The 24,646-nt window shown below is 72.4% G+C and carries 23 protein-coding genes; 6 read left to right on the forward strand and 17 right to left on the reverse strand.

The window, feature by feature from the left end; translation table 11 throughout:
• The first annotated feature begins 20 nt into the window (after positions 1-20).
• Entirely contained in the window at positions 21-1,073 is a 1,053-nt protein-coding gene (locus ACIBQ6_RS08880) for a DUF695 domain-containing protein (RefSeq protein WP_397210818.1), read from the forward strand.
• On the opposite strand, the gene ACIBQ6_RS08885 is transcribed toward ACIBQ6_RS08880, so the two are convergent.
• The gene (locus ACIBQ6_RS08885; RefSeq protein ID WP_352318935.1) at positions 1,066-2,229 is read right to left on the reverse strand and encodes a cysteine desulfurase family protein; all 1,164 of its coding nucleotides are present in this window, start codon (positions 2,227-2,229) and stop codon (positions 1,066-1,068) included. The genes ACIBQ6_RS08880 and ACIBQ6_RS08885 overlap by 8 nt on opposite strands.
• A gap of 53 nt (positions 2,230-2,282) precedes the next feature.
• On the opposite strand from ACIBQ6_RS08885, the gene ACIBQ6_RS08890 reads away from it, so the two are divergent.
• The 3 genes from ACIBQ6_RS08890 (at position 2,283) to ACIBQ6_RS08900 (ending at position 5,425) form a co-directional block, all read left to right on the forward strand.
• Entirely contained in the window at positions 2,283-2,792 is a 510-nt protein-coding gene (locus ACIBQ6_RS08890) for a TetR/AcrR family transcriptional regulator (protein WP_352318933.1), read from the forward strand.
• 706 nt (positions 2,793-3,498) lie between these two features.
• Positions 3,499-4,686, forward strand: coding sequence for an MFS transporter (locus tag ACIBQ6_RS08895; protein ID WP_358288701.1), 1,188 nt, complete (start codon positions 3,499-3,501; stop codon positions 4,684-4,686).
• A gap of 70 nt (positions 4,687-4,756) precedes the next feature.
• Complete coding sequence (locus ACIBQ6_RS08900) at positions 4,757-5,425, forward strand: rhomboid family intramembrane serine protease (RefSeq protein ID WP_397210821.1); 669 nt, start codon at positions 4,757-4,759, stop codon at positions 5,423-5,425.
• A 74-nt stretch (positions 5,426-5,499) separates the two neighbouring features.
• On the opposite strand, the gene ACIBQ6_RS08905 is transcribed toward ACIBQ6_RS08900, so the two are convergent.
• The 12 genes from ACIBQ6_RS08905 to ACIBQ6_RS08960 all read right to left on the reverse strand — a co-directional run bounded on the left by ACIBQ6_RS08905 (position 5,500) and on the right by ACIBQ6_RS08960 (position 18,996).
• Positions 5,500-6,453 (reverse strand): electron transfer flavoprotein subunit alpha/FixB family protein, encoded by a 954-nt coding sequence (locus ACIBQ6_RS08905; protein WP_358288707.1) that lies wholly within the window; start codon positions 6,451-6,453, stop codon positions 5,500-5,502.
• Between the two features lie 19 nt (positions 6,454-6,472).
• A complete protein-coding gene (locus ACIBQ6_RS08910) occupies positions 6,473-7,252 on the reverse strand; it encodes an electron transfer flavoprotein subunit beta/FixA family protein (RefSeq protein WP_352329623.1) in 780 nt (259 codons plus the stop codon).
• Positions 7,253-7,505: 253 nt separating this feature from the next.
• Complete coding sequence (locus ACIBQ6_RS08915) at positions 7,506-8,726, reverse strand: serine/threonine-protein kinase (RefSeq protein WP_387671109.1); 1,221 nt, start codon at positions 8,724-8,726, stop codon at positions 7,506-7,508.
• 35 nt (positions 8,727-8,761) lie between these two features.
• Positions 8,762-10,525 (reverse strand): serine/threonine-protein kinase, encoded by a 1,764-nt coding sequence (locus ACIBQ6_RS08920; RefSeq protein ID WP_358288713.1) that lies wholly within the window; start codon positions 10,523-10,525, stop codon positions 8,762-8,764.
• A 16-nt stretch (positions 10,526-10,541) separates the two neighbouring features.
• Entirely contained in the window at positions 10,542-12,677 is a 2,136-nt protein-coding gene (locus ACIBQ6_RS08925) for a protein kinase (protein WP_397210824.1), read from the reverse strand.
• 126 nt (positions 12,678-12,803) lie between these two features.
• On the reverse strand, positions 12,804-13,316 hold the full coding sequence (locus tag ACIBQ6_RS08930) for a YbaK/EbsC family protein (RefSeq protein WP_397210826.1): 513 nt from the start codon (positions 13,314-13,316) through the stop codon (positions 12,804-12,806).
• Positions 13,317-13,380: 64 nt separating this feature from the next.
• Positions 13,381-14,937 (reverse strand): flavin monoamine oxidase family protein, encoded by a 1,557-nt coding sequence (locus ACIBQ6_RS08935; protein ID WP_397210828.1) that lies wholly within the window; start codon positions 14,935-14,937, stop codon positions 13,381-13,383.
• A 30-nt stretch (positions 14,938-14,967) separates the two neighbouring features.
• Positions 14,968-15,810 (reverse strand): M55 family metallopeptidase, encoded by an 843-nt coding sequence (locus ACIBQ6_RS08940; protein WP_358288724.1) that lies wholly within the window; start codon positions 15,808-15,810, stop codon positions 14,968-14,970.
• A gap of 43 nt (positions 15,811-15,853) precedes the next feature.
• On the reverse strand, positions 15,854-17,059 hold the full coding sequence (locus ACIBQ6_RS08945) for a DUF6395 domain-containing protein (protein WP_397210830.1): 1,206 nt from the start codon (positions 17,057-17,059) through the stop codon (positions 15,854-15,856).
• A complete protein-coding gene (locus tag ACIBQ6_RS08950) occupies positions 17,050-17,397 on the reverse strand; it encodes a hypothetical protein (RefSeq protein WP_352352245.1) in 348 nt (115 codons plus the stop codon). The genes ACIBQ6_RS08945 and ACIBQ6_RS08950 overlap by 10 nt, the downstream gene beginning before the upstream one ends.
• Before the next feature lie 80 nt (positions 17,398-17,477).
• Complete coding sequence (locus ACIBQ6_RS08955; protein WP_358003064.1) at positions 17,478-18,251, reverse strand: enoyl-CoA hydratase-related protein; 774 nt, start codon at positions 18,249-18,251, stop codon at positions 17,478-17,480.
• A gap of 64 nt (positions 18,252-18,315) precedes the next feature.
• A complete protein-coding gene (locus tag ACIBQ6_RS08960) occupies positions 18,316-18,996 on the reverse strand; it encodes an endonuclease (protein ID WP_397210832.1) in 681 nt (226 codons plus the stop codon).
• 101 nt (positions 18,997-19,097) lie between these two features.
• Between ACIBQ6_RS08960 and ACIBQ6_RS08965 the strand changes: the two genes are divergently transcribed.
• Positions 19,098-19,382, forward strand: coding sequence for a Fe-S cluster assembly protein HesB (locus ACIBQ6_RS08965; RefSeq protein ID WP_352328823.1), 285 nt, complete (start codon positions 19,098-19,100; stop codon positions 19,380-19,382).
• Between the two features lie 57 nt (positions 19,383-19,439).
• On the opposite strand, the gene ACIBQ6_RS08970 is transcribed toward ACIBQ6_RS08965, so the two are convergent.
• The 3 genes from ACIBQ6_RS08970 to ACIBQ6_RS08980 all read right to left on the reverse strand — a co-directional run bounded on the left by ACIBQ6_RS08970 (position 19,440) and on the right by ACIBQ6_RS08980 (position 21,651).
• Positions 19,440-20,498: a 3-deoxy-7-phosphoheptulonate synthase gene (locus ACIBQ6_RS08970; protein WP_358288735.1), complete on the reverse strand. Its 1,059-nt coding sequence runs from the start codon at positions 20,496-20,498 to the stop codon at positions 19,440-19,442.
• A gap of 249 nt (positions 20,499-20,747) precedes the next feature.
• Positions 20,748-21,440, reverse strand: a complete 693-nt coding sequence (locus tag ACIBQ6_RS08975; RefSeq protein ID WP_358288738.1) for a CBS domain-containing protein — start codon at positions 21,438-21,440, stop codon at positions 20,748-20,750.
• 7 nt (positions 21,441-21,447) lie between these two features.
• On the reverse strand, positions 21,448-21,651 hold the full coding sequence (locus tag ACIBQ6_RS08980) for a hypothetical protein (protein WP_352322071.1): 204 nt from the start codon (positions 21,649-21,651) through the stop codon (positions 21,448-21,450).
• A 187-nt stretch (positions 21,652-21,838) separates the two neighbouring features.
• On the opposite strand from ACIBQ6_RS08980, the gene ACIBQ6_RS08985 reads away from it, so the two are divergent.
• Positions 21,839-23,749 carry an N-acetylmuramoyl-L-alanine amidase gene (locus ACIBQ6_RS08985; protein WP_397210835.1) on the forward strand — a complete coding sequence of 637 codons (1,911 nt, stop codon included), beginning with the start codon at positions 21,839-21,841 and terminating at the stop codon, positions 23,747-23,749.
• Here ACIBQ6_RS08985 and ACIBQ6_RS08990 read toward each other — a convergent pair.
• Positions 23,712-24,608: a MurR/RpiR family transcriptional regulator gene (locus ACIBQ6_RS08990; protein ID WP_352352251.1), complete on the reverse strand. Its 897-nt coding sequence runs from the start codon at positions 24,606-24,608 to the stop codon at positions 23,712-23,714. The genes ACIBQ6_RS08985 and ACIBQ6_RS08990 overlap by 38 nt on opposite strands.
• Positions 24,609-24,646: the final 38 nt, after the last annotated feature.

Here is a 24,646-nt window from a genome sequence, read left to right on the forward strand (position 1 = left end):
CGTCTGGGAGGATTCAGCGCATGCGACTGTTCGGGCGCAAGGACGAAGAGGAAGAGGCCGGCCGGCCCGGCGACGGCGTGGCCGCGTTCTGGGCGTGGTGGCAGGAGGCCAGGCCGCGGCTCGACTCGCTGGTGGCGGCGGGCACCGCCGACGGCGTCGAGGAGCTGGTCGCCCCCGCCGTGGCCGCGATCGACCCCGGCCTGGTCTGGGAGGTGGCGCCCGGCAGGAACGCCGCGCACGCCCTGGTGGTGACCGCGGCCGGCGACGCCGAGCTGCGCTCGCTCGCCCACCGCTGGGCCAGGGCCGCGCCGCCGGCCGACCTGCTGTGGGAGTTCCATCCGTCCCGGCAGGCCAACCCGCAGGCGCTGGAGCTGACGCTCGACGTGGGCGGGTTCGAGTTCGCGCTCGACAAGCTGGTCTTCGGGCTGCGCGTGCCGCGCAACCAGCCGCGCGTCGACGTGACCGCCCACCACCCGATCTTCGGCGAGCTCGACGAGGAGACCCGTCTGGAGGCGACGCTGCTCGCCCTCGACTGGCTGCTGGGCGAGGACGACGTCGCCAGGTGGGTGGGCGAGATCACACCCGCCACGTTCCAGCCGATCGACGCGGTCGCCGCCGTCCACCTGCCCGCCGTGGTCGCCGACCTGGCCTCGGGCTATGAGGGCGAGGAGTGGCTGCTGCTCGAAGGGCAGACCGGCGAGGGCGCGCCGCTGGTGGCCACCGCGCGCTTCCCGCTGCGGCCGGTCGACCATCCGCTGCTCGACCAGCACATCGAGATCACGCTTCCGTACGCCCACCGCGACGCCGACGGCCTGCCCGCCGGCGATTCGCTGAAGGCGTTGAGCGACTTCGAGGAGCGCCTGGCCGCCCGCCTGCTCCAACTGCGCGACGACGCCCTGCTGGCCGCGCACCTGAGCGCCGCCGGCCATCGGGTCGTCCACGTCTACGCCGACCCGGCCTCCGACGCGGCGATCCACGCCAAGGAGCTGATCGCGAGCTGGCAGGAGGGCGAGCCGCGGGTCGACGTGGGCCACGACCCCGCCTGGGCCGCGGTCTCCCCCTTCCTCAGCTGAGCCCGGCCCTGCGGGCCCGCTCGACGGCCGCGGGCAGCACCTCGATCAGGCGGTCGACGTCGGCGGCGGTCGAGGTGTGGCCCAGGGTGAACCTGAGCGAGCCACGCGCGGCCGCCGCGTCGGCGCCCATCGCGAGCAGCACGTGCGAGGGCTGCGCCACGCCCGCCGAGCAGGCCGAGCCGGTCGAGCACTCCACGCCCTTGGCGTCGAGCAGCATGAGCAGCGCGTCGCCCTCGCAGCCGGGGAAGGAGAAGTGGGCGTTGCCGGGCAGCCGGCCGGTCGGGTCGCCGTTGAGCACGACGTCGGGGACGGCCTGGCGGACGCGCTGGATGAGCTCGTCGCGCAGCGCCGTCAGGCGGCGGCCCAGGGCCTCCTGCTCCTTCACGGCGGTCCGCACGGCGGCGGCCAGGCCCGCGATGGCGGGCGCGTCGAGGGTGCCGGAGCGCACGTCGCGCTCCTGACCTCCGCCGTGCTGCACCGACACCGGGGTCAGCCCCCTGGTCAGCAGCAGCGCGCCCACGCCCATCGGGCCGCCGACCTTGTGGCCGGTCAGTGTGAGGGCGTCGGCGCCGGAGTCGGCGAACGACACCGGGAGCTGCCCGATCGCCTGCACCGCGTCGGTGTGGAACGGGACGCCGTGATCGTGGGCGACGGCCGCCAGCACGTGGACCGGCTGGACCGTGCCCACCTCGTTGTTGGCCCACATGACGCTGATCATGGCGACGTCGTCGGGGTCGCGCTCGATGGCGGCGCGCAGCGTGTCGGGATGGACCCGGCCGTATTCGTCGACGTCGAGCAGCTCGACCTCGGCGCCCTGGCTCTCGGCCAGCCACGCGGCCGGGTCGAGCGCGGCGTGGTGCTCGACGGAGCTGAGCAGGATGCGCCGCCGGGGCCTGCGCGCCCAGTAGAGGCCCTTGATGGCGAGGTTGTCGGCCTCGGTGCCGCCCGAGGTGAACACGACCTCGCTCGGCCGGGCCCCCAGGGCGTCGGCGATGCTCTCGCGGGACTCCTCGACGACCCTGCGCACCTGACGGCCCGCGGCGTGCAGCGACGAGGCGTTGCCGACGCGTTTGAGTTGCTCCGTCATGGCCTCGATCGCTTCGGGCAGCATGGGCGTGGTCGCCGCATGATCAAGATAGGCCGACGGTCGTGTCACCAGATCAGGGTATCTCGTTTGCCACTGTACCGTCCGGACGGTACAGTTGAGCCATGCGTAGGGACGAGCTGTTGGACGCGGCGGAAGACCTCCTGTGCGACCAGGGGTCGGCCGCGCTGACGCTGTCCGCCGTGGCCGACCGGGCCGGGGTGAGCAAGGGCGGTCTTCTTTACCACTTCGGCACCAAAGAGGCCCTGATCAAGGGCATGGTCGAACGGCTGATCGAAGAGTTCGACGACCTGATGGCCGCGCAGCCGGACGGCACGTACACCGAGCGGTACCTCGGCGCCACGCTGATCGCCGTGCGCTCGGGGCGGCTGCGACGATGGGCGGTCGTGACGGGCGCGTCGGGGAACCTCTTCCTGCTCGCGCCGCTGCGAGAGGCGATGTCGCGATGGCACCGGGAGGGGCTGGGCGACGAGCCCGATCCGCTGGCCGCGCAGATCGTGCGCCTGGCGTGCGAAGGGTTGTGGGACGTGGCCAGCCATGATCCGCAGCTCAACTCGGAGGCGGACCTGCGTGCCCTCGAAGCCCGGCTGAGAGCGCTGCTCAAACCCGGCTGAACCGTCTGGCTCCGGTGTGTCGGGAGTCACCATGGCCCCGGGAATGCGCCGGGGTCACTCGTGGTTCAGGTGTCGGAGCTTCGATCACGGAGCTTTCCGCGGTTCTCCGCGGTTCCTGTGCTGGACCGGAACGGATGGGAGGGCGGTCTCGCGATGACGATCCCGTGCTCCCACGACCCCTGTCCCGCGGCCTTCGCCCGCTTCCCGTCCAGACCGAGCGCCCCGGCGGCGGTCCAGCGGCCGGAGCCGACCGGCCTGGCCGTCAGCCCGGCGGGGCCGGCCGTCCGGTCATGACGCGGGCCACGAGCGAGCGCCCGGGTCGCTCACCGAGCAGCACGAGCTGACCCCGACCGGCGCCGTCCGGCCACCCGCTCACCGGCACCACCCGCTCGACACCCGCCCGCGCCCTCAACCGCGCCTCGGCCCGTCCAAGGGCCCCGACCGCCTCAACCCGCCCAAGGGCTGAGCCCGGTCCGCCAATGCCCGCCCAGCAGCCCATCAACAGCTTGAGTCGCCCTGCACCCGCACAGCCGGGCACTCGGCAGGCGCGTCGGCCGAACGCCGGATGAGCCGGGGCGGCGGGCCGGACACGTGGCGGTTGGCGGTTCTGTCCCTTCGAGTGTTCATCCCCCCGGTTTTTCTGGGCGCTCCCCCATGGGAGCGCCTGATTTGTGGCGAAATAACGAGTTTCTGAGAGGTGTGCCTTATGACCCGCGACCTGAGGACGGCCCGCTACGGGGCGATCCTCACCTTCGTCCTCGGCGGCCTGATGGTGGGCACGATGACCGTGCGCATCCCCGCCCTGACCGACAAACTCGGCCTGTCCGAGTCCACGGTCGGCGCGGTGCTCCTCGCATGGGGCCTCGGGGCCCTCGTGACCATGCAGTCCATGCGACGGATCATGGCCCGCGCGGGCAGCAGGGCGGTTCTGCGGATCGGCGCCCCACTCACCGCGGTCGGCCTGCTGGCCGTCGCCTTCGCCCCGAACCTGCCCCTCCTGATCGTGGCCGCCACGTTCTTCGGCATGGCCTTCGGCACCGTGGACGTCGCCATGAACGCCCAGGGCTCCACCGTCGAGCAGGCGTACGGCCGCCCGCTGATGAACGGCATGCACGCCGGCTGGTGCGTGGGCGCCATCTCGGCGGGCGCGCTGGGCAGCCTGTCGATCGCCGCCGGCCTGTCGTTCACCGCCAACCTGGCGCTGGTCGCCCTGGTCTCGTTGCCGGTCGCGCTGCTGATCGGCCGTACGTACCTGCCGGAGGCCCCGGCGACGGAGGCGGCGCGCACGGCCCGGCACCGCATGCCGGCGATCGTCTACCTGCTCGGCGCGATCATGTTCTTCGCCTTCATGGTCGAGGGCGTGGTCGCCGACTGGAACGGCCTGTACATGCGCAACGAGCTCGGCGCGCCCGAGGCGCTGGCCGCGCTCGGCTACCCGGTGTTCGAGGCCGGCATGCTGCTGGCCAGGCTCACCGGTGACCGGCTGCGCTCCCGGTTCGGGGTGCGCGGCATGCTGGGCGTGTCCGGCGTGGCCACGGCCGGGTTCTTCACGGTCGTGCTGATGGCTCCGGCGGCGCTGGTGGCGGTGCTGGCGATGTTCTTCGTCGGGCTCGGCGTGGCGACGATCGCGCCGCTGACGCTGTCCCTGGCGGGCACCGCGACCGACGCACCCGGACCGGCCATCGCCCAGGCGGGCGCCATGGGCTACGCGGGCCTGCTGCTCGGCCCGGTGGTGATCGGCTTCCTGTCGGACGCCACCTCGCTGCGCGGCGCGCTCGGCATCGCGGTCCTCCTGGGCGTGCTGATCGCCGTGGCGTCGCGGTTCCTGCCCAGGCGGGAGGCGCCGGTGTTCGGAGCCGTTCCGGTGCGGGAGCCGGTGAAGGTCGCCGCGTAGGACATTTGTCATGCCAAGCCTCGTACATCCATCCATGTCCGATTCGTGGAGGGCGTGCGAGGCTTAGGCGGTGTTCAAGCCATATGTCACCGCCGTCGTCCTCGTCGGCACGGCGGTTCCGAGCCTGCTGCAGTTCGCCGTCCCGGGGCTGGAGGCGGGGTGGATGCGCGATCCGGCCGCGATCTCCGGCGGCGAATGGTGGCGGCTGGGGACGGCGCTCGTCGTCCAGGACGGCGGCGTGTTCGGCACCCTGTTCAACCTGGCGTTCCTCGCGGTGCTCGGCTACGTCGCCGAGCGCGCGCTCGGCCCCGGGCGCTGGCTCCTGCTGTACGCCGCGGGCGCGGTCGCGGGCGAGGCCGCCGGCTACCTCATGAACGACCCCGGCGCCGGCAACTCGGTCGCCCTCTGCGGCCTGGCCGGCGGCCTCGCCGTGGCCGCCGCCGGCCCCCTGGAACGCTCGCTGGGCGCGTTCTACGCGGTCCTGTCGGGCGCCTGGACCCTGTCGGCGTCCGGGACGGTCGGCGTGGTGCTCATGGTCGTCCTGGCCGGGGCCGGCTTCCAGCTCGTGGCGCACCGCGACCGGGTCCCCGCCCCGCTGTTCCCCGCGGTCGCCGCGGCGGCCGCCGTCGTCCTGTGCGCGCTGCTGGACCTGCACGGCTTCGCCCTGCTGGCCGGTGTCCTGACCGGATGGGCGCTGAAGGCGGCCGGCGCCCGGACCGCGCCCGCCGCGTCCGCCTGAGACGGCGGAGGCGGCGCCGCACGTCGTGCGGCGCCGCCTCCGACCGGCGCTGTGCGCGCCGATGATCCCTGACGCTACTTGCGCTTGCTGATCTCTTCGGTGAGCTGCGGGACGACCTGGTGCAGGTCACCCACGACCCCGTAGTCGGCGAGCTCGAAGATCGGCGCCTCGGGGTCCTTGTTGATCGCGACGATGGTCTTCGCGGTCTGCATGCCGGCCCGGTGCTGGATGGCGCCGGAGATCCCGGCCGCGATGTAGAGCTGCGGCGAGACCGTCTTGCCCGTCTGGCCCACCTGGAACTGGTGGGGGTACCAGCCGGCGTCCGTGGCGGCGCGCGAGGCGCCGACGGCCGCGCCCAGCGTGTCGGCCAGGCCCTCGATGACGGAGAAGTTCTCGGCGGAGCCCACGCCCCGGCCGCCGGAGACCACGATCGCGGCCTCGGTCAGCTCGGGCCTGGCGCCCTTCTCCTGCTTGACGCGCTCGACGATGCGGGCGGCCTTGGCCGCCTCGCTCAGCGCGACCGACACCTCCTCGACGGCGCCGGCGCCCGCGGCGGCCTGCGGGGCCGTCGAGTTCGGGCGTACGGCGACGATCGGGGTGCCCCTGCGCACCTTGGAGTGCACGTTGACGCCGCCGCCGAAGATCGACTGGTCGGCCACGAAGCCCTCGGACAGCCCCACGGCGTCGGTGATGACGCCGGAGTCGGTCTTGACGGCCAGCCGACCGGCGACCTCCTTGCCCTCGGCCGTGGCGGCCACGAGCACCGCGGCGGGCGACTTCTCGGCGACGAGCTGGGCCAGCAGCTCGGCCTTGGGCGCCACCACGTGGTCGACGATGTCGGCGGAGCCGGCGTTGTAGATCGTCTCGGCGCCGTACTCGGCCAGCTTGGCCTTGGCGGCGTCGCCGAGGCCGGGGCCGGCCCAGACGGCGGCGGGCGTGCCGAGCGAGCGGGCCAGGGTCAGCAGTTCGAGCGTGACCTTCTTGACCTCGCCGTCGACCTGCTCCACGAGAACGAGAATCTCCGACATATCAGTAAAACCCCCGTTCTCAGATGAACTTCTTGGAGGCGAGGAAGTCGGCGGCCTTCGAGCCTCCGTCGCCCTCGTCCTTGACGATCGTGCCGGCGGCGCGCGGCGGCGCGGCGGCGAAGTCGACCACCTCGGACCAGGCGGCGCCCAGGCCGACCTGGGCGGCGTCGATCTCGGCGTCGGCGATGGCCAGCGTCTCGACCGGCTTCTTCTTGGCCGCCATGATGCCCTTGAAGGACGGGTAACGCGGCTCGTTGATCTTCTCGACCACGGACACGACGGCCGGCAGCGAGGCCTGGACCTTGTCGAAGCCGTAGTCGGTGATGCGCTGGACGCTGATCGAGGAGCCCTCGATCTCGACCTTGTTGGCCAGGGTGAGCTGGGCCGTGCCCAGGCGCTCGGCCAGCATCGCGGCCAGCACGCCGGTGCGGGCGTCGGTCGACTCCGAGCCCAGGACGACCAGGTCGAACCCGATCTTCTTGAGCACCTGGGCCATCGCGTACGAGGTGGACAGCGCGTCGGAGCCGTGCAGCGCGTCGTCGCTCAGGTGGACCGCCTTGTCGGCGCCCATCGCCAGGGCCTTGCGGATGGTCTCGGTGGCCTTGCCCGGGCCCATGGTGAGCACGGTGACCTCGCCACCATGCGCCTCCTTGAGCTTCAGCGCCTCCTCGACCGCGTACTCGTCAAGCTCGTTGACCACGCCGTCGACGGCGTCACGATCGAGCGTGTTGTCATCGGACCGCAGCTTGCGCTCGGTCGCCGTATCGGGGACCTGCTTCACGCAGACGACGATGTTCATGGCCGGTGGCCGACCTCCCGTGTTCGCGTGCGCCCACCGCGTCGCTGCGATAGGCGCCGAATGCAATGCTGACCAGACTGCCAGGTTCCCGACGGGCTCCTGACACGGGGTGGGTCAGAGTCGTGCCCTGGCTCCCGCGGTCATGTTACCCGTGGGTAGCTTACGCGCAAACCGGCGGTTCCCGCGTCAAGCCCCTACCCTTCCCACCATACCGAACTTTATTCGGTACGTTCCGATCGCCCCCCGAGGGAAATCAGGCGGACAACAGGAACACGATGCCCACCACCAGGGCCGTACCCGCGAACAGGGCCAGGGTGAACGTGCTGAACACCGCGGCGAGCCCGAAGCACAGCCCCACCGCCCCCGCCACGCTCACCAGGTCGGCCACCATCCGGCCGCGCCGGTACGGCCCGCGCGAGAGCAGCGCCACCCCCGCGTCGCTCACCACCGCCAGCACGTAGGCGGCCAGCAGGAACAGCGCCACCTCGGGCAGCGGCTCGCGGGCGGCCGCCGCCAGCAGCGACACGAACAGGCCCGAGCCGATCAGCCACCGCCTGCGCACCTTCTCCCGGTGCCGCGCCCTGGACTCCTCGACCGGCCTGCGTCGGCCGTCGCCCGGCCGCCACTCTCTCGTGCTCATGTCGTCGGCCGGCCGGGGACGCGCCACCGGGGCCGAGGGACGGGGACCGGTCTGCCGTACGTGCGGGACGGGGGCGACGCCCAGCCGGGCGCAGATCTGCGCAGCCGTGGGACGCGCGGCGGGGTCGGTGGACAGGCACTCGCGTAACAGCGGCGCCAGCCAGTCCGGCACGCCCTCCAGGTCGGGCGGGTGGTGCACGACCCGGTAGGCCACCGCCGAGGCCGGCCCCTGCCCGTACGGCTGCCGCCCGGTCGCGGCGTAGGCGAGCGTCGCGCCGAAGGAGAACACGTCGGCCTCGACGCCCGCGCTCCCGCCTTCGAGGATCTCCGGAGCCAGGTAGCCGGGCGTGCCGACCACCGCGCCCGACGCGGTGACCGACAACGAGTCGAGCGCGCTGGCGATGCCGAAGTCGATGACGACCGGGCCGTCCTCGCTCATCATCACGTTGGCCGGCTTGAGGTCGCGGTGGACCACCCCGGACTCGTGCATGGCCAGCAGCGCGTCGGCCAGCCCCGAGGCCAGGGGGCCCAGCTCGGCGACGGGCACGGGCACGGCGCTGAGCGGGCGGCCCTGGACGTAGCGGGTCACCAGATAGGGTCTGGGGCCCTCCAGCGAGGCGTCGAGCACCTCGGCGACGTGCGGCCCGCCGACCCGGCGCATCGTCTCCACCTCGCGGTCGAGCCTGCCGAGCGCGAGGGCGTCGGCCGCGACGTGCGGATGCAGCACCTTGACCGCGACCGTGCGCCCCTGGACGTCGAGCGCCAGATGGACCTCGCCGAAGCCGCCCGCGCCGAGCCTGGAGAGAAGCTCATAGGGGCCGAGGCGCTCGCTCATACCTCATCTCTCCCCCGCCGGACCGAGGGGGACACTCACGACCACGGAGTCAGGAAGCCCAACCCCAGCCCGTCGAGCAGACTCTCGATCAGGCCGGTGATCAGCCCGATGGTGCTCTGCCTGGCGTCGCTCGCCAGGTCGTCGATCACGCTCTGCGGGGCCCGCCAGGGCGTCCAGACCGGGTCCTGGCCGAGCGCGAACATCGCCGCGAACAGCGCCGCCGTGCCCACCGCGACGACCGCGACCAGCGCGGCTCCGGGACTGCGCAGCACGCCGGTGAGCGTCCGGGTCACGGCCTTGCGCGGCGCGCCGCCGCCCGGCAGCACGAACAGGCCCCCGGCGAACGCGCCGGCCGCGAAGGCGGCGGCCTGGTTGGTGCCCATGCCGCCGGCCCAGTGGAGCGCCCCCCACACGCACGCGCCGAACAGCAGCGCGAGCGGCACGTGCACCAGCGTCACCAGCGCGGCCTTGACCAGCGCCCACGGCGTGCCGACCAGCGCGAGCAGCGGGTCGGCCGAGCTGCTGCCGCGGATCTGGCGCCGCTTGACCATGTCGCCGAAGAGGTACTCGCCCACGCGCAGCACCACCGCGAGCGCGACGGCCACCGCCCCCATGACGACGGGCATCATGACGGTCAGCGCCACCAGCGTGACCAGCAGCAGCAACCCGGTCACCTGGGCGCCGAACAGGTACCTCTTCCGCTCCGCCGGCGGCACGTGGCCGCGCGGCTGGGGCGGCGGCGTGTAGGGGCGTGGTTGCGGCGGCGGCGCCGGGTAGCCGGCCACCCGCTGGTCGGTGCGCGGCACCGGGCGCGCCGAGGTCGGCGCGGGCACGTAGGGCGGCGGCCGCTCCTCCCGCCGCGCGGGCGGCGGCGGGGGCGGCGGCGCGGCCTTGCGGTACTCGACCGGCGGCAGCAGGTCGGAGAACGTGTCCATGGCGCGCGTGCCGCTGCCGATGCGCTTGGTGCCGGTCGGCCCCTCGATCTCGTTGAACGACGTCACCGACGGGTCGAGCTCCCTGGCCATCCGCAGCAGCTCCTGCGCGCCCGGCCGGGCGGCGGGATCGACCCGCAGCGCGCGCGACAACCAGCCGCGCAGCCACGCGGGCGCCCGGTCGAGCTGGGCCCGCCCCTCCATGATGTTGAAGCAGACGGCCTCGAACGTCCCGGTGCCGAACGGCGGCGCGCCCGTGGCGGCGAAGAACACCGTCGAGGCCAGCGCGTGCACGTCGGCCGCCTGGGTGATGTCGGAGTCGCGGATGATCTCGGGCGCCAGGTAGCCGGGCGTGCCGACGAACATGCCGGTCTGGGTCAGCCGGGTCGCGTTCACCAGGTGGGCGATGCCGAAGTCGATGACCAGCGGCTCGCCGTCGACCAGCATGACGTTGGACGGCTTGAAGTCGCGGTGGATCACGTCGGCCGCGTGGATGGCGACCAGCGCCTGGCACAGCCCCTGGGCCAGCCGGATGACCTGCCGCGCCTCCAGGGCGCCCTCGGTCAGCACGGTCTCCTCCAGCGTGCGCCCCGGGGCGAAGCGGGTCACGACGTAGGGCTGGCCCCCCACCAGCTCGGCGTCGATGACCTCGGCGACGTACGGGCTGCGCACCCGGCGCATGGTCTCGACCTCGCGGGTGAGCCGGTCGCGGGCCTTGAGGTCGGCGGCCACGTGCGGGTGGAGCACCTTGATGGCGACCTCGCGGCCCTCACCGTCGAGACCCAGGTGGACGACCCCCATGCCGCCCTCGCCGATCTTCCTGACGATGCGGTAGGGGCCGAGGCGTTCCGGCGCTTGGATGCTCATCGCCACCTTCCTCGGCTCAGCCGCCGCCCTTCAGGCTGCTGAGTTGCTCTGTCACGGGTGTGACGTCCAGTGGACTCCATACACTCCCCCTTGGCGTGTCCCCGAACGTGCCGTAGGCGAGGATCAGCGAGAGCGCGGCGCCCGCCGCCAGCACTGCCGCCATCGCCATGGCCGCTGTTCTAGAGGGTACGAGCGATGAGAGCGTTCTGCGCATCTGCCGCCCCGGGCCCTCGACGCCCGGCCCCGCGCAGAGGGTCCAGAGCGCGACCGCGGCCCCCCACGCGAGGGCGTTGGCCGAGTTCATCTTGACCACCACGCTGAGCAGCAGCGTCACCGGCAGGCCGAGGATCAGGGCGTACAGGACGAGCGCGACCGTGATGCCCACGGACTTGGCCAGCGCCTGCGGCCGGGCGAGGACCCTGAGAACGTCGAGGGCGGCGGACCCGGCGGGCCTGCGCCCGCTGAGCGCCGGCTGGGCGAGGTCGGCGGCGCGCAGCAGCACGGCGATCGGGATCGCCACCACCGCCACCAGGACGGGGGCCGTCACCGCCGCCACGATCATGAGGATGAGCAGCATGGCGCTGGCCACCCCGTACGCCTTCGAGCGCTGCAGCGGCTGCGCCGGACGCCCGCCCTGGTGGTACGGCTCGCGAGCGGCCTGCGGGTCTTGGGGCGGGTATTGCTGCTGCGCCGGGATGTAGGGCGGCGGCTGCACGGGCACCGGGCCGTAGTTGGCCGCTTCCTGGCCGGAGTTGAACCGGCCGTGGTCCACCGGCTGCGCGCCGGACCCGAGCCGGCCGTGGTCGACCGGCTGGGGGCCGGAGCTGAGCCGGCCGAACTCCGCCGAGTCCGGGCGCACGCGCCGGGTGGGCACGTCGGCCTCGTGCGGGTTGACCTGCGGCAGCGACTGCGGCAGCGACTGTGGCTGGGGCTGTGACTGCGGCTGGGGGTGGAGCGGGGGCTGCTGCTGCGGCCAGGGCTGGCTGGGCCCGGCCTCGCGCTGGATCTGGCGCAGCTCCTCCGGCGAGACCCGGCGGGTCGGCCACGGGTCGCCCGCGCCCTGGTCGGCCGGCGCCGCGCCCTGTTCGGGCAGCACGGCGCCAGGCAGCGGAGCCGCCTGGTTGGGCAGCCCGGCCGCCTGGTTGGGCAGCAGCGAGACGAAGTGCGGGTCGGCGGGCGGCGCGACCGGCTGCTCCTGGCCGTCGATCAGCCGGCGCGGCGTCATCGGCGGCGTGGAGACGTCGTAGGACGGCTTCTCCCCCACGAACGGCGGCCGCCTGGTCGGGTAGTCGTCGGGCGCGTCGGGCCGGGGGACGGTGGAGATCTCGTCGGGCACGCCGTGCGGCGGCCTCGGCAACATCCGGGCCGTCTGCTCGGCCAGGTCGGCGGCCTTGGGCCGCTTGGCCGGGTTGCGCTGGAAGCCCGCCTTGAGCAGCGGCTGCAGCTCGGCCGGCACGCCGCTGATGTCGGCCTTGCCGGCGGTGATGTTGTAGAAGATCATCTCCAGCGTGCCCTTGCCGAAGGGCGGCTGGCCGGTGGCGGCGTAGAGCAGCGTGCCCGCCCAGGCGTGGATGTCGACCTCGGGGCCGGCCTCCTGGCCTTCGATGATCTCGGGCGCGAGGTAGCCGGGCGTGCCGATGAACATGCCGGTCTGGGTCAGCCTGGTCGCGTCGACCGCCTGGGCGATGCCGAAGTCGATCAGGACGGGCTCGCCGTCGAGGATCAGCACGTTGCCCGGCTTGAGGTCGCGGTGGATCACGCCGACGGAGTGGACGACGGCCAGCGCGGAGGCCACCCCGTGGGCGAGCCGGACCAGCGCGGGCAGGTCGAGCGGCCCGTCGTCCTTGACGATCTCGTCGAGGGGACGGCCGGGCACGTAACGCGTGACGATGTAGGGACGATGACCGGTTACATCCGCATCGACCACTTCTGCGATGAATTTGCTGCGGACCCGGCGCATGGTCTCGACCTCACGCGAAAGCCGTCGCCTGGCGACCTCGTCACCGGCGACCTCTCCGCGCAGGACCTTGACCGCCACCTGTCGCCCCTGGGGGTCGACAGCGAGGTGGACAACGCCCATCCCGCCTTCACCGAGCCGCCTGAGCAGCCGGTAAGGGCCTAGTCGGTCATCGTTCATGGCATGAAGCACCATACCGGCTTAATCCCCGCCCACGAGATGAACCATGAGGCCACATTCCCACTCGTACAACGTCCGATACGGCCTCATCGGTTTCCCATCCAACGGTCTCGAATTGGCTTCAGTTCGGCTTCGGGGCCTTCAGGTCGTCAGGGACAGGACCTCGGCGCCCTTCAGCCCGGCCAGCGCGGCGCCCGGCACGGCGAGCTTCGACCTGCGCAGGCCGCTGCCGATCACCACTCTGGGATGTTCGGCGACGTGCACGTCGACCAGGACGGGCCAGTCGCCGGGCAGCCCGAGCGGGGTGATGCCGCCGTACTCCATGCCGGTCAGCTCGACCGCGTCGGCCATCGGCGCGAAGCTGGCCTTGCGGGCGTCGAGGTGTTTGCGCACCACGCCGTTGACGTCGACGCGCATCGTCGCGAGCACCATGCAGGCGGCGTAACGCGTCTCGCCGCCCCGCTTGGCGGCCACGACCACGCAGTTGGCCGACTCGTCGAGCCGTACGCCGTAGCGCTCGCAGAACGCGGCCGTGTCGGCCAGGTCGGGGTCGATCTCCGTCACCTCGGCGCCCTCGACGCCCGGCACGGCGAACGCCACCGGATCGGCCAGCAGGTCGGCGCGGCCGGTCGCGGGCACCCAGTGCAACGTCATCCTCGTCTCCTCGATCGCTCTTCCTTGACCGACCCTATGCCGGTCGAGGAAGTGGCGTGCGACGTCACGTGGACTGCAGCACCCGCCGGTGCAGCAGGGTGACGGCGCTGCGGGCCGACTCCATGGCGCCTGCCTGCCAGGCGATCAAGTGGGTGAGCCAGTCACCCGCGAAGTAGACCCTTCCGGCGGGGCGTTGCAGAAGAGTGAAGGACGAATCAAAGGACGGCCAGTACATCCAGCCTCCCTGGATGTGCTCCTGGCGGTGCCAGGCGATCGAGACGCTGGACAGCAGGTTCTGGCGGTACTTGTCGCCGTGGATCTTCCTGCCCTGGGTGAGGGCCTTCCGCCTTCTGTCCTCGGGGGTGAGGGAGCCGTACAGCTCGGCGTTCTGCTCGGTGTTGTAGTAGCCGACGATCAGGCCGCGTTCGGAGTGGTAGCCGTGGGAGGGGTACCAGATGTGGGTGATGTCCAGGTCGGTCTCGGTGACGCCGCCGTAGATGCGGTCCTCCAGCTCCCACCAGCGCCTGCCGTACTCCAGGCCGATCTTGCCGGCGGCGACCGGGATGGGGGTGCTCAGGGCGCTGGTGACCTGCGCTCCGAGGTTGTGCGGGATCTTGGCGAGGAGGTGCGGGGGGAGGGTGGCGATGCAGTAGTCGGCCTTGACGCTGCCGCCGTCGTACGTCACCTCGACGCCGTCGTCCAGGGTGGTGATCCCGGTGACCTTGGCGCCGGTCCTGATCCGGTCGGCCCCTACGGCCTCGGTCAGCTTCGTGACGATCGCGTCCATGCCGCCGACCGGCTGGAACATGGGGGTGGCCATGTCGTAGCCGAAGTCGTTGGTGATGGCGCGGCCGGTGGCGGCGGCCAGCACGTCGTGGAGGGTGCCGGGGGGCGGGATGGGGGTGCCGCCGTCGAGCGCCGGGTACTTGGTGAAGCCGCGCCGGGGCGAGCCCTCGTAGTCGAGCTTGGGGCCCAGGTCGCCGAACCGGCGGAGGAACTCCAGCAGGCGCTGCCGGTCGTCGGCGGTGATCGCCTTGTCGAGCGCGCCGATATTTGTGGCCTTGGCCAGCAATTCCGCGACATATCCGTACATGTCGGCTCGGGCCGTGCGGGCCCGCACGGTCCTACCGTTGGTGTGGACGTACGCCGCGGCGTTGTTGTTGACGAACGTCTCGATCGGGACGCCCAGCTCCCTGCAGTAGTCGAGAGTGACCATCCAGGGGGCGATGCGGCCGGGCCCGGCGTTGAAGTAGACGCCCTCGCCCAGCCTGACGTCCTGGGCCGGGCCGTTCAGCTCGGTCAGGCGGTCGCCGCCGCGCAGCGTCAGGTTCCGGCCGCCGGCCCTGCCCCTGGCTTCGAGCAGGGTGCAGTCGTAGCCGGCCTTGCCCAGCTCGTACGCGGCGGTCAGCCCCGCCACGCCCGCGCCGAGGATCACCACCTTGGCCGCGCCCTTGCCGCGCAGGGAGAAGTCGCCGGGGCGCGGCGCGGCGAACTCCTTGTCCTGCTCCGAGGGGGCGAGCCCGAGCGCGCCCATGGCGGCGTACATGGCGCCCGCGCCACCCACCGCTCCGATCCCGACGAGCAGCCCCCGCCGGGTCAGCGCCGCGCCTTCCACCGTCACCCGCTCCCTGAGTCAGCAGTTACCGACATCTCAGCCGTACGGCCCGCTGCCGCAGGCCACCTGGCCGCCGATGGTGGCGAAGATCCCGAGCAGCGCCATGATCTGGCGGAAGTCGTCGGTGGTGAACTCGGTGTGCCGTGAGCCGGCCGTCTTCACGCCGGGCACCAGCGCCACCGCCGCCGCGATGGCGGTCGAGTTCCACTCCACCCCCAGCGTGTACGGCGCCTCCACCCGATAAGGCGTGAAGTCGCTCAACCGGGACAGCGCGCGAGCGGCGGCCTCACGGATCTTCGCCTGGGCGACGCTCGGCGGCAGCAACTCGGCCGAGAACTTGTCGATGCCCTTCTTCACCGCGACCGTCTCGACGTCGCCGAGCAGCTCGCGCGCCTCCTCGCCGACGGCCTCGTCCCCGGTCACCAGCACGACCGGCACGCCGTGGAAGCCCGCGCACGCCGCGACCAGCCGGGTCTCGCCGCACAGCTCGCCGTTGAGGTAGACGTTCTGGATCTCCTTGCCCATCCACGTGTGGTTGAGCACGCCGTGCTGGACGCCGGCCCTGGCGTGGTAGCCCACGAAACACGCGGCCTGGAACGTGCCGTCGAGCCCCTGGGCCATGCGCTGTGCCTTGCCCGGCCCCCGGATCAGGGTCGCCCGCGGGTCCAGGAGGTCGATCCGCAGGTTCTTGGTGGACCCGTGGGCGTCGTTGACCAGCACCGAGCCGGCCCCCGCGGCGAACGCGCCCTCGACGGCGGCATTGGCGTCGGCGGTCATCAGCTCGCAGCCGCGGTCGTAGCCGCGTTTGCCTGCGTGCATCTCCTCGGGGTCGGTCAGCCCCGTCACGCCCTCCATGTCCACCGACAGGTAAACCTTCACGCAGTCAACTCCTCGCACTTCGCCGGATCCGTCCCGCGGACGGTCACGCGCCCCACGTCTCCACCCGCCGTACCTCGGCCTCGGTCATGAGGCCGACCTGGGAGGTCAGGAAGGCGGCCGCCTCCGCCCGCCACGGCTCGGGGATCTCCTCGATCGCCGGCGGGTAGCAGTGGTCGAGCCAGCTCGTGGACTCCTCGGTGGCCTCGAAGTGGTCGAGGGCCTTGGCGAACAGGGACCGTTCGACGCCGGGGATCCGGGCGAGGCCGTACTCGATCATCTCCTGGCCCCCGAAGGGGGGCGGCCGCAGCCACTTGCGGGCCACGGGACGGTCGGCGGTGAGGGGCGTGTCCAGGGGACGGCGCTCGACGGCGGCCTGGATGAGCTCCTTGTACAGGCACTTGCCGCAGGTGCGGCAGGGGCCGTCGGTGCCGCGCAGGCACCAGCGCACCTGGTCCTTGAGCTCGGAGTTCAGGGCCAGCCGCATGGTGACGGCCTCACTCACCCCGCCGACCGGGAGCACGATGTGCACGCCCGCGGCGGCGAACAACCGGCCCCACGCGCCGTGCGGCGCCCACATGGGGTTGTCAGGCGTGAACCGCAACAAGTAACGGTCACCGCCGAGCCAGCGTGAACCGAGTTCATAGCCGAAGCCCAGGCCACCGAGGTTCATCCGGTCGGCCAGCAGGAGCGCCCCCACCGCGACGGCGTGGTGCTCCGGATAACCGGGACGCGGCTCGGCGAGCGTGAACTCCAGGTCGGAGGTGACGGTGGTGAGCTCGCGGCCGGTCCGCTCGGCCAGCTTGGCCAGCACGTCGGAGCGGTAGTGCGGCCACCGGTTGGGCACCCGCGGATGCGGCACCCGCCGGAAGTGCACGAACGGCGCCGACGGATGGATGGCCGCCGCGGCCACGGAGTCCGCGCCGCCGCTGTAGGAGAGGGCGAGCCGGTCCCCGGCCCGGCGCGGCTCGGCCCCGACCGGCCCGGCCTCGATGCCCCACCCGTCGTGCAGGGCCGCGGCCACCTCGGCGGAGACGGCCCGGTCGAACGTGATCCGCCGCCTGGTCCAGGGCGCCACGATCGTCCAGGCGGCCACGGCGAACAGGTCGGGGTGGGCGTCGGCGGGCACGCCGCCGATCGAGCAGGAGTTGGTGGCCAGCTTGACGGGATGGTCGTCGGCCGCCCTGCCGGTGATCTCGTCCTCGGGGTCGAGACGGAAGGTCAGCTCGGTGCCGGACCAGGTCACGCGCACGGCCGGCCCCCCTCCGGGACGCGGGCCCGCAGGTCGTCGATGGCCTGCCAGACGAGCACCTCGTTCTGGAGCACGCCGTCGAGGGCCTGCGCGGTCTCCTGCGCCAGCCGGTACGTGTCGTCGACCCTGGCCTTGTCGATCACCGGTCCGGCCGGCGGGCGGGCGTTCCGCAGCCGCTCGACCTCGCCCTGCAACGTGGCCATCTCCCTGCGCAGGGTCTGGACCTCCCAGAGCGCGTCCCGGATGTCCTGCCGGTGGTCGGCGACGGAGATGTAACGGGAGTCGAACCACGAACGCACGGCTTTACGCAGCCGGGCGGGGACCGGGACGCGCATCATGAAACGCCACCATACTGGCAAACCCGCTTCCCCTTGGACGGCCTATTCCAAAGGGTCGCATTCGTATGGCGGCCGGGCGGTCACCGTCCGGTGAACTTGGCCTTGGCCTTCTCCGCGAAGGCCCGCATGCCGATCCTGGCGTCGTCGGTGGCGAACAGGCCGGAGAAGTGCAGGCGCTCGATCTCCAGGCCGGAGTCGAGGTCGACCTCGGCGCCCTGGTCGACGGCCTGCTTGGCGGCGCGCAGCGCCACGGCCGGGCCGCCGACGAACGTGGCCGCCCACTCCAGGGCCGCCGTGTAGACCTGCTCGTCCGGCACCACCCGGTCGACCAGCCCGATGGCCAGGGCCTCGGCGGCGGGGACGTGCCGGCCGGTGAAGATCAGATCCTTGGCGCGGGACGGGCCGACGAGCCGGGGCAGGCGCTGCGTGCCGCCCGCGCCCGGGATGAGCCCGAGCAGGATCTCCGGCTGGCCGAGCCGGGCCGACTCGCCGGCCACCCGGAAGTCGGCGCACAGGGCCAGCTCGCAGCCGCCGCCCAGGGCGTAGCCGGTGACGGCGGCGATGACCGGCTTGCCGATGCGGGCCACCGTGGTGAAGCACGCCTGGAGCGTGCGGGAGTGGGTGGACATGTCGGCATAGGACATGTCGGCCATCTCCTTGACGTCCACGCCGGCGGCGAAGACGCGCTCGCCGCCGTAGAGGATCACCGCCTGCACCTGGTCGTCGGCATCGACCTGAAGCGCCGCCTCGACGAGCTCCCGCTGCGTCTGAACGTTGAGCGCGTTCATCTTCGGACGGTCAAGACGGATCGTGGCGATCTGGTCGGCCACCTCGACGCTCACAAACTCACCCATGAGCCGAACCTAACAGAGCGCTCCCGCTCACCTCCGCGGCCCACCTCGTCGCCCGCCTTGTCGTTCACCCCGCCGCGGCCGACTTCACCTCGTCGGCGGCCTTCTTGCTGGTCGACACGCGAACCAGCGCCGCCGACAGGCGGGCCAGCTCGTCGCCGGAGCCGGCCAGGCGGGCCAGGCCGCGTTCCTGGCGGGGCAGGCCGAGCCGGGCCGCGCCGTCCAGGACCCGGCCGTCCAGGTGCGGCGCGACCTGCGGCCACACGCCCTGGACCTCGCGCAGGAAGATGTCGGCGCCGGTCGGGCCGATGCCGGGGAACTCCCGCAGCAGCTCGCCGATGCGCCCGGGGTCGCCCCCGGCCTCGTCGCGCAACCTGCGCAGGTCGCCCTTCCAGCGGTCGAGCAGCAGCTCGGCGCCCCTGCCGAGCATGGTCGAGGTGCGTTCGTCGTAACGCCGGTAGTGGCCGCGGCCGAGGGCGTCCACGCGGTCCTGCCAGCTCGCCCGCGCCATGTCCCGCGGCGTGCGGCACCCGGCGGCGAACAGCTCGCGCGCCGCCGCCACCGCCACCCCGGACGAGATGCGCGCGCTGAGCAGCGTGGCCAGCACGAGGAGCTGGTACAGCGGCCGCGGCCGGTCGGCGAGCCGGATTCCCGCCTCCGCGGCGAACGTCTGGCCGCACTGTTCGAGCAGGGCGTCCAGCACGCCCCTGTCCTTGTCGGCGTCCTTGTCAGCGTCCTTCTCAGCCATGACGCTCCGCTACCCCCATGGCGGGCGCTCATCCCGGCCCGGCGCGTTTGCCGCCCTGGTCGCGGGGGAGGCGGGGGGTCTCCAGCGAGAAGGAGCGCATCGTGCTGACTTTGACTGACAACGCCGTGGTCGCGATCCGTGACCTGATGGTCGGCGAGGACGTGCCCGCGCACGCCGGCCTGCGGATCGCCGCCAAGCCGGACGAGGCGGGCGCCTTGGAGGTGTCGCTGGCGAGCACGCCGTACGCCGGGGACCAGGTCATCGAGCAGGGGGACGTGCGTGTCTTCGTGGCCGAGGACGCCGCGCCCATCCTCGACGACAAGTCGCTGGACGCCCAGCCGGGCACGCCGGGGCATCCGACGTTCCGGCTGGACCGCCGCACCTGACCGGCCCTGCCGGGCCTCCGGCGGCCCGCCCGTCACCTCGGGGCCGCCGGGAGGCCGTCAGCCGGCGGCGCGGCCGGCGCGCACGGCGTCGGCCAGCTCGGCCAGCAGGCGCTCGGTCTCCTCCCAGCCCACGCAGGCGTCGGTGATGCTCTGCCCGTACGTCAGGCCCTCGGCCGGGCCGGGCTCCTGCCGTCCAGGCACCAGGAAGCTCTCCACCATCAGCCCCGCGATGCCCTTCTCGCCCGCCGCCAGGCGTCCGGCCACCTCGCGCACCACGGCCGCCTGCCGTACGTGGTCCTTGCCGCTGTTGCCGTGGCTGGCGTCGATGATCAGCCGCTCCGGCAGCCCGGCCTTCGCCAGCAGCGCGAGCGCGTCGCCGATGGACTGGGGGTCGTAGTTGGGGCCGGTGCGCCCGCCGCGCAGGATGACGTGGCAGTCGGGGTTGCCGGTGGTCGAGACGACCGCGGCCCGGCCCTCGTCGTCGATGCCGAAGAACACCTGCGGGTGCGCGGCGGCGTTCACGCCGTCGATGGCCACCTGCACGTCGCCGTCGGTGGCGTTCTTGAAGCCGACCGGCATGGACAGGCCGGAGGTGAGCTGGCGGTGCACCTGGCTCTCGGGCGTGCGGGCGCCGATCGCGCCCCAGGTGACGGCGTCGGCGATGTACTGCGGGCTGGTGGGCTCAAGGAACTCGCAGCCCACCGGGAGCCCGGTGTCGAGCACGTCGAGCAGCACCGTCCTGGCCAGGCGCAGCCCGCGCTGGACGTCGTGGCCGCCGTCGATGTCCGGGTCGTTGATCAGGCCCTTCCAGCCGATGGTGGTACGCGGCTTCTCGAAGTACACCCGCATGACCACGCACAGGGCGTCGCCGAGGTCGCGGGTGGCGGCGGCCAGGCGGCGGGCGTAGTCGAGCGCGGCCTCCGGGTCGTGCACCGAGCACGGGCCGACGATGAGCAGCAGGCGGTCGTCGTCGCCGGCGAGCACGTCGCGCACGGCGTTCCTGCTCGCCGCCACCAGCGCCTCGCGCTCCGGGCCGAGCGGCTGTTCACCGATGAGCTCGCGGGGCGTGGGCAGGGGTTCGAACGAGGTGATGCGCAGGTCGCTGGTCGTGGTCATGGGCTGGTCCTCCGCTTTCGATGGAAGTTCGAAGGCGGTACGGCCCACATCCGTGGCCCCCGGAGCCGTCCGCCTGAACGACGAAAGGCAGAGACGGGACGTCTCTGCCTTTGGGCTCCGGGTGATCAGTAAGTCAGCGCATGTGACCTTCGGCTCCACCCGGAGCCGCCACATAGCGCCAAAATCGGCTGATCACTGACATGCTGTTGACGCTAGCAGACGCCGGGTGACGGCTCCAAATCCCGTCCGCTATCCGAGATCGGATTCCCAGCCGGGTTCGCGCAGGTCGCCGAGCCCGTAGAGGCCGACCAGGGTGCCGTCGGCACGGGTGACGACGACGTGGTCGACGTTCGCGCCCTCCATGCGGGTGGCCAGGGCGTCGAGCTGCTCGCTGGGCCGTACGGTGGTGACGCCGGTGTTCATGGCGGCCTCGGCGGTGCCGGTCAGGTCGGCGCCCTTGAGCTCGCGCGACCCGATGACGCCCTGCACCACCTCGTCCCGGTCCACCACGACAGCGAGCCCGGCCGGGTCGGCGACGATGCGTTCGCTGAGCTCCTCCAGCGGGTCCTCCAGGTCGGCCGTGACCGGGTCGCGCCGGGCGCCCGAGCCCACCAGGACGGCCTCCCCCTCGTACGGCAGGTCGGCCGACAGCCAGTCCATCTTGCCCAGGCCGTAGTCGTGCACGTCGGCGAAGCCCAGCCGGGCCAGCCGGTGGGCGGCGCGCGGGCTCAGGTCGCAGAGCCAGTCGTGGCAGTAGACGACGACCGGGCGCGACCGGTCCAGCAGGTCGTCGGCCAGCCGGTCGAGCGAGCCGAGCGGCAGGTGCACGGCGCCGGGCAGGTGCGCCCAGGCGTACTCGCGCTCGGGCAGCACCTCGGCGAGCTGGGCGTCGCGCGTCGCGAGCAGGTCCTGGACGCCGACGCGGTCGATGATGCCGATCATCAGGGCCTCAGCGCTCCCCCCGGCGGGGCCGTTCGGACTTGGGTCCTTCGGCGCGGTCGCCGCCCACCTTGCGCGGGCTCTTGTCCGGGTCCGACTGGAGTTTCCTGGCCACGCGCTTCTTGAGCTCCTGCTCGCTCATCCCCTGCCGGTCCAGTTGCTTGCGCAGCCGGCGGCGCTCGTTGTCGTAGGAGTGACTTCCGGGTCGAGGCATGACAACTCCCCCTCTCCTCGCAGGCCCGCCTACCCAGCCCGTCACCTGCTAGTCCTCGGGAACAGGCCGCCGGAGCCGGCCCGGCGGTCCGTTAAGGGATGAAAAATATCTTCGCAAAGTTCTCGCCAGAGAAGGAAAATGTTGAGACGCTGAACGCGCACCACGCCCCCCAGTCAAGGAGCGGTTCATGCGCAGAGCGCTGGCGATCGCCGTCGTCGCCTTCTTGCCCTTAACCCAAGTGCCCTCGGCCAACGCCGAAGAGCCCGCCGACCGGCAGCAGGCGTTCGCCGCGGCGGCCGACGAGTTCAAGGTCCCCCAGAGCGTGCTGCTCGGCGTCTCGTACCTGGAGTCGCGCTGGGACGCCCACGCGGGCCAGCCGTCGAGCGACGCCGGGTTCGGCCCGATGCACCTGACCGACGCGGCCGCGTACACCGGCTCGAACCACCACGGAGAGGGCGAGGAGGACGCCCGCGGCGACGAGAGCAGGCCGCTCGCGCCCACGGCGACGCCCGCCCCGGCGGAGATCCCCGCCTCGCTGCGCACGATGGAACGCGCCGCGCAGCTCACCGGCGAGAGCCACGAGCGGCTGCGCACCGACGACGCGGCCAACATCCGCGGCGGCGCGGCGCTGCTCGCCGACTACCAGAAGAGCCTCGGCGCGCCCCTGAGCGCCAACCCCGGCGAATGGTACGGCGCCGTCGCCAAGTACTCCGGCGCCGACGAGGCCGACGCGGCCAAGTTCTTCGCCGACGAGGTCTACGCCACCATCCAGGAGGGCGCCGAGCGCACCACGGACGACGGGCAGAAGGTCACCCTGCCCAAGGTCCCGGACCTGGAGAAGATCGAGAAGTGGCTGGAGAAGCTCGGCCTGCGGCCCGCGCGGCGCGACGGCGTCGAGTGCCCGGCCTCGATCTCCTGCGAGTGGATCCCCTCGGCCTACCAGGAGCTCCCGCCGGACGACTACGGCCACTACGACCTGGCCAACCGGCCGGTCAGCCAGAAGGTCGACTACATCATCATCCACGACATGGAGGGCTACTTCCTCCCGTCGATCAAGCTCAACCAGGACCCGAACTACGGCGCGAGCTGGCACTACTCGGTCCGTTCCAGTGACGGGCACATCGCCCAGCACATCAAGACCAAGGACGTCGGCTGGCAGGCCGGCAACTGGTACATCAACGCCAAGTCCATCGGCATCGAGCACGAAGGCTTCCTGGCCGAGGGCAGCACCTGGTACACCGAGGCGATGTACCGCTCGTCGGCCCGGCTCGTCCGCTACCTGGCGCTCAAGCACGGCGTGCCGCTCGACCGCGCCCACATCCTGGGCCACGACAACGTCCCCGGCACGATCCCGAGCACGGTCCGCGGCATGCACGAGGACCCGGGGCCGTTCTGGGACTGGGCGCACTACTTCCAGCTCATGGGCGCGCCGCTGCACCAGTTCGGCGGGCCGCAGGCCGGCTCGGTCATGATCAAGCCGGACTTCGCCACCAACAAGCCCTACTTCTACGGCTGCGACCGCAAGAACCCCGAGGCGGCCTGCCCGCCGCTCAGCGCCGGCACCGTGTGGCTGCGCACCGAGCCGCGCGACGACGCCCCGCTGATCAAGGACATCGGCAAGCACCCGACCGGCGGCTCGCTCTACAGCGTGTACGACCACAGCGCCAGGGCCAGCACCGGCCAGCGCTTCGCCGTCGCCGACCGCCAGGGCGAGTGGACGGCGATCTGGTACCTCGGCCAGAAGGCGTGGTTCCACAACCCGGCGAGCGCCCCGACCGCGATCCCGTCGATGGGGCTCGTCGTCACGCCGAAGCCGGGCAGGGCGACCGTGCCGGTGTTCGGGCGGGCCTACCCCGAGCAGGAGGCGTACCCGGCCGGCATTCCGTACCAGGCGGTGACGCCGCTGCAGTACACGTTCTCGGCGGGCGAGAAGTACACGCTGGCCGGGCCGGCCGCCACCGAGTACTACCGGGCGGTCACGTTCGACCTGGCCGACCACACGGTGGTCAAGGGCAAGACGAAGTACCTGGAGATCCAGTTCGGGCACCGCGTGATGTACGTCAAGGCTGACGACGTGCAGGTGTCGTTCTCCGGGTGAACTCCTTGACGGCGCGCCTGGTGCTCGCGAGCGCCTCCTGAGAGGAGTCGAACGTGCGCTGGGCGACGCCGACGAACACGCAGTCGACGACGAGGAGCTGGCTGATCCTGCTGGCCAGGGCGCCGGGACGGAACTCCGTCTCGCGCCCGGCCGAGATCAGCACGTGCTCGGCCAGCTCCGCGATCGTCGAGCGCGGGTTGTTGGTGACGGCCACCGTGGTGGCCCCCGCCTCGCCCGCCCGGCGCAGCGGCTCGATCACGTCGGGGGTCTCCCCCGACGTGCTGATGCCGATCGCCACGTCGCCCGCCTTCAGCAGGACGGCGCTGGTCAGGGCCAGGTGGGCGTCCTGGAAGGCATGGCTGGACAGGCCGATGCGCAGCAGCTTCTGGGCGACGTCCTCGGCGACTAATCCCGAGGCGCCCACGCCGTAGGCGTCGATGCGCCTGGCCCCCACGATCGCGTCGACGACCAGGCCCAGGCGCTCGCTGGTGAGCTGGGCGACGGTGTCGTTGATGGCCTCCGACTCGGCCCTGGCCACCTTCTGGATGACCTCCGACAGCGGGTCGTCGGGCGCCAGGTCGCCGGGCACGAGCCGGTCGGGCTGCGCGGCCGCCGCCGCCAGAGCCAGCCTGAGCTGGGGATATCCGGCGAAGCCGAGCAGCCGCGCGGTGCGCACGATGGTGGCCTCGCTGGTGCCGGAGGCGGCCGACAGCTCCGTGATGGTGCTGCGCGCGACCGTCGCCGGATTCTCCAGGATGAGCCGGGCGACGGTCTGCGCGGCAGGCGTCAGGGACGGCAGGACACCGCGGACCGTGGCCACCAGATTGTCGGCCCGCAGGCCGTTCCCGCTGTCGTCCACGGTCCTGATTATGCACCGCCCGACCACCGGGCCGACCT

Origin of the sequence: Nonomuraea sp. NPDC049655, from assembly GCF_044465465.1 — a bacterium.
In the GTDB taxonomy this organism is placed as follows: domain Bacteria; phylum Actinomycetota; class Actinomycetes; order Streptosporangiales; family Streptosporangiaceae; genus Nonomuraea.

Bases quoted from the DNA above. Each gene is read 5' to 3' on its own strand.
- ACIBQ6_RS08960 (WP_397210832.1), bottom strand. From the start codon at position 18,996: ATGGCTGAGAAGGACGCTGACAAGGACGCCGACAAGGACAGGGGCGTG.
- ACIBQ6_RS08920 (WP_358288713.1), bottom strand. From the start codon at position 10,525: ATGAGCATCCAAGCGCCGGAACGCCTCGGCCCCTACCGCATCGTCAGG.
- ACIBQ6_RS08895 (WP_358288701.1), top strand. From the start codon at position 3,499: ATGACCCGCGACCTGAGGACGGCCCGCTACGGGGCGATCCTCACCTTC.
- ACIBQ6_RS08905 (WP_358288707.1), bottom strand. From the start codon at position 6,453: ATGTCGGAGATTCTCGTTCTCGTGGAGCAGGTCGACGGCGAGGTCAAG.
- ACIBQ6_RS08925 (WP_397210824.1), bottom strand. From the start codon at position 12,677: ATGGTGCTTCATGCCATGAACGATGACCGACTAGGCCCTTACCGGCTG.
- ACIBQ6_RS08980 (WP_352322071.1), bottom strand. From the start codon at position 21,651: ATGCCTCGACCCGGAAGTCACTCCTACGACAACGAGCGCCGCCGGCTG.
- ACIBQ6_RS08930 (WP_397210826.1), bottom strand. From the start codon at position 13,316: ATGACGTTGCACTGGGTGCCCGCGACCGGCCGCGCCGACCTGCTGGCC.
- ACIBQ6_RS08975 (WP_358288738.1), bottom strand. From the start codon at position 21,440: ATGATCGGCATCATCGACCGCGTCGGCGTCCAGGACCTGCTCGCGACG.
- ACIBQ6_RS08955 (WP_358003064.1), bottom strand. From the start codon at position 18,251: ATGGGTGAGTTTGTGAGCGTCGAGGTGGCCGACCAGATCGCCACGATC.
- ACIBQ6_RS08950 (WP_352352245.1), bottom strand. From the start codon at position 17,397: ATGATGCGCGTCCCGGTCCCCGCCCGGCTGCGTAAAGCCGTGCGTTCG.
- ACIBQ6_RS08880 (WP_397210818.1), top strand. From the start codon at position 21: ATGCGACTGTTCGGGCGCAAGGACGAAGAGGAAGAGGCCGGCCGGCCC.
- ACIBQ6_RS08910 (WP_352329623.1), bottom strand. From the start codon at position 7,252: ATGAACATCGTCGTCTGCGTGAAGCAGGTCCCCGATACGGCGACCGAG.
- ACIBQ6_RS08890 (WP_352318933.1), top strand. From the start codon at position 2,283: ATGCGTAGGGACGAGCTGTTGGACGCGGCGGAAGACCTCCTGTGCGAC.
- ACIBQ6_RS08970 (WP_358288735.1), bottom strand. From the start codon at position 20,498: ATGACCACGACCAGCGACCTGCGCATCACCTCGTTCGAACCCCTGCCC.
- ACIBQ6_RS08985 (WP_397210835.1), top strand. From the start codon at position 21,839: ATGCGCAGAGCGCTGGCGATCGCCGTCGTCGCCTTCTTGCCCTTAACC.
- ACIBQ6_RS08915 (WP_387671109.1), bottom strand. From the start codon at position 8,726: ATGAGCGAGCGCCTCGGCCCCTATGAGCTTCTCTCCAGGCTCGGCGCG.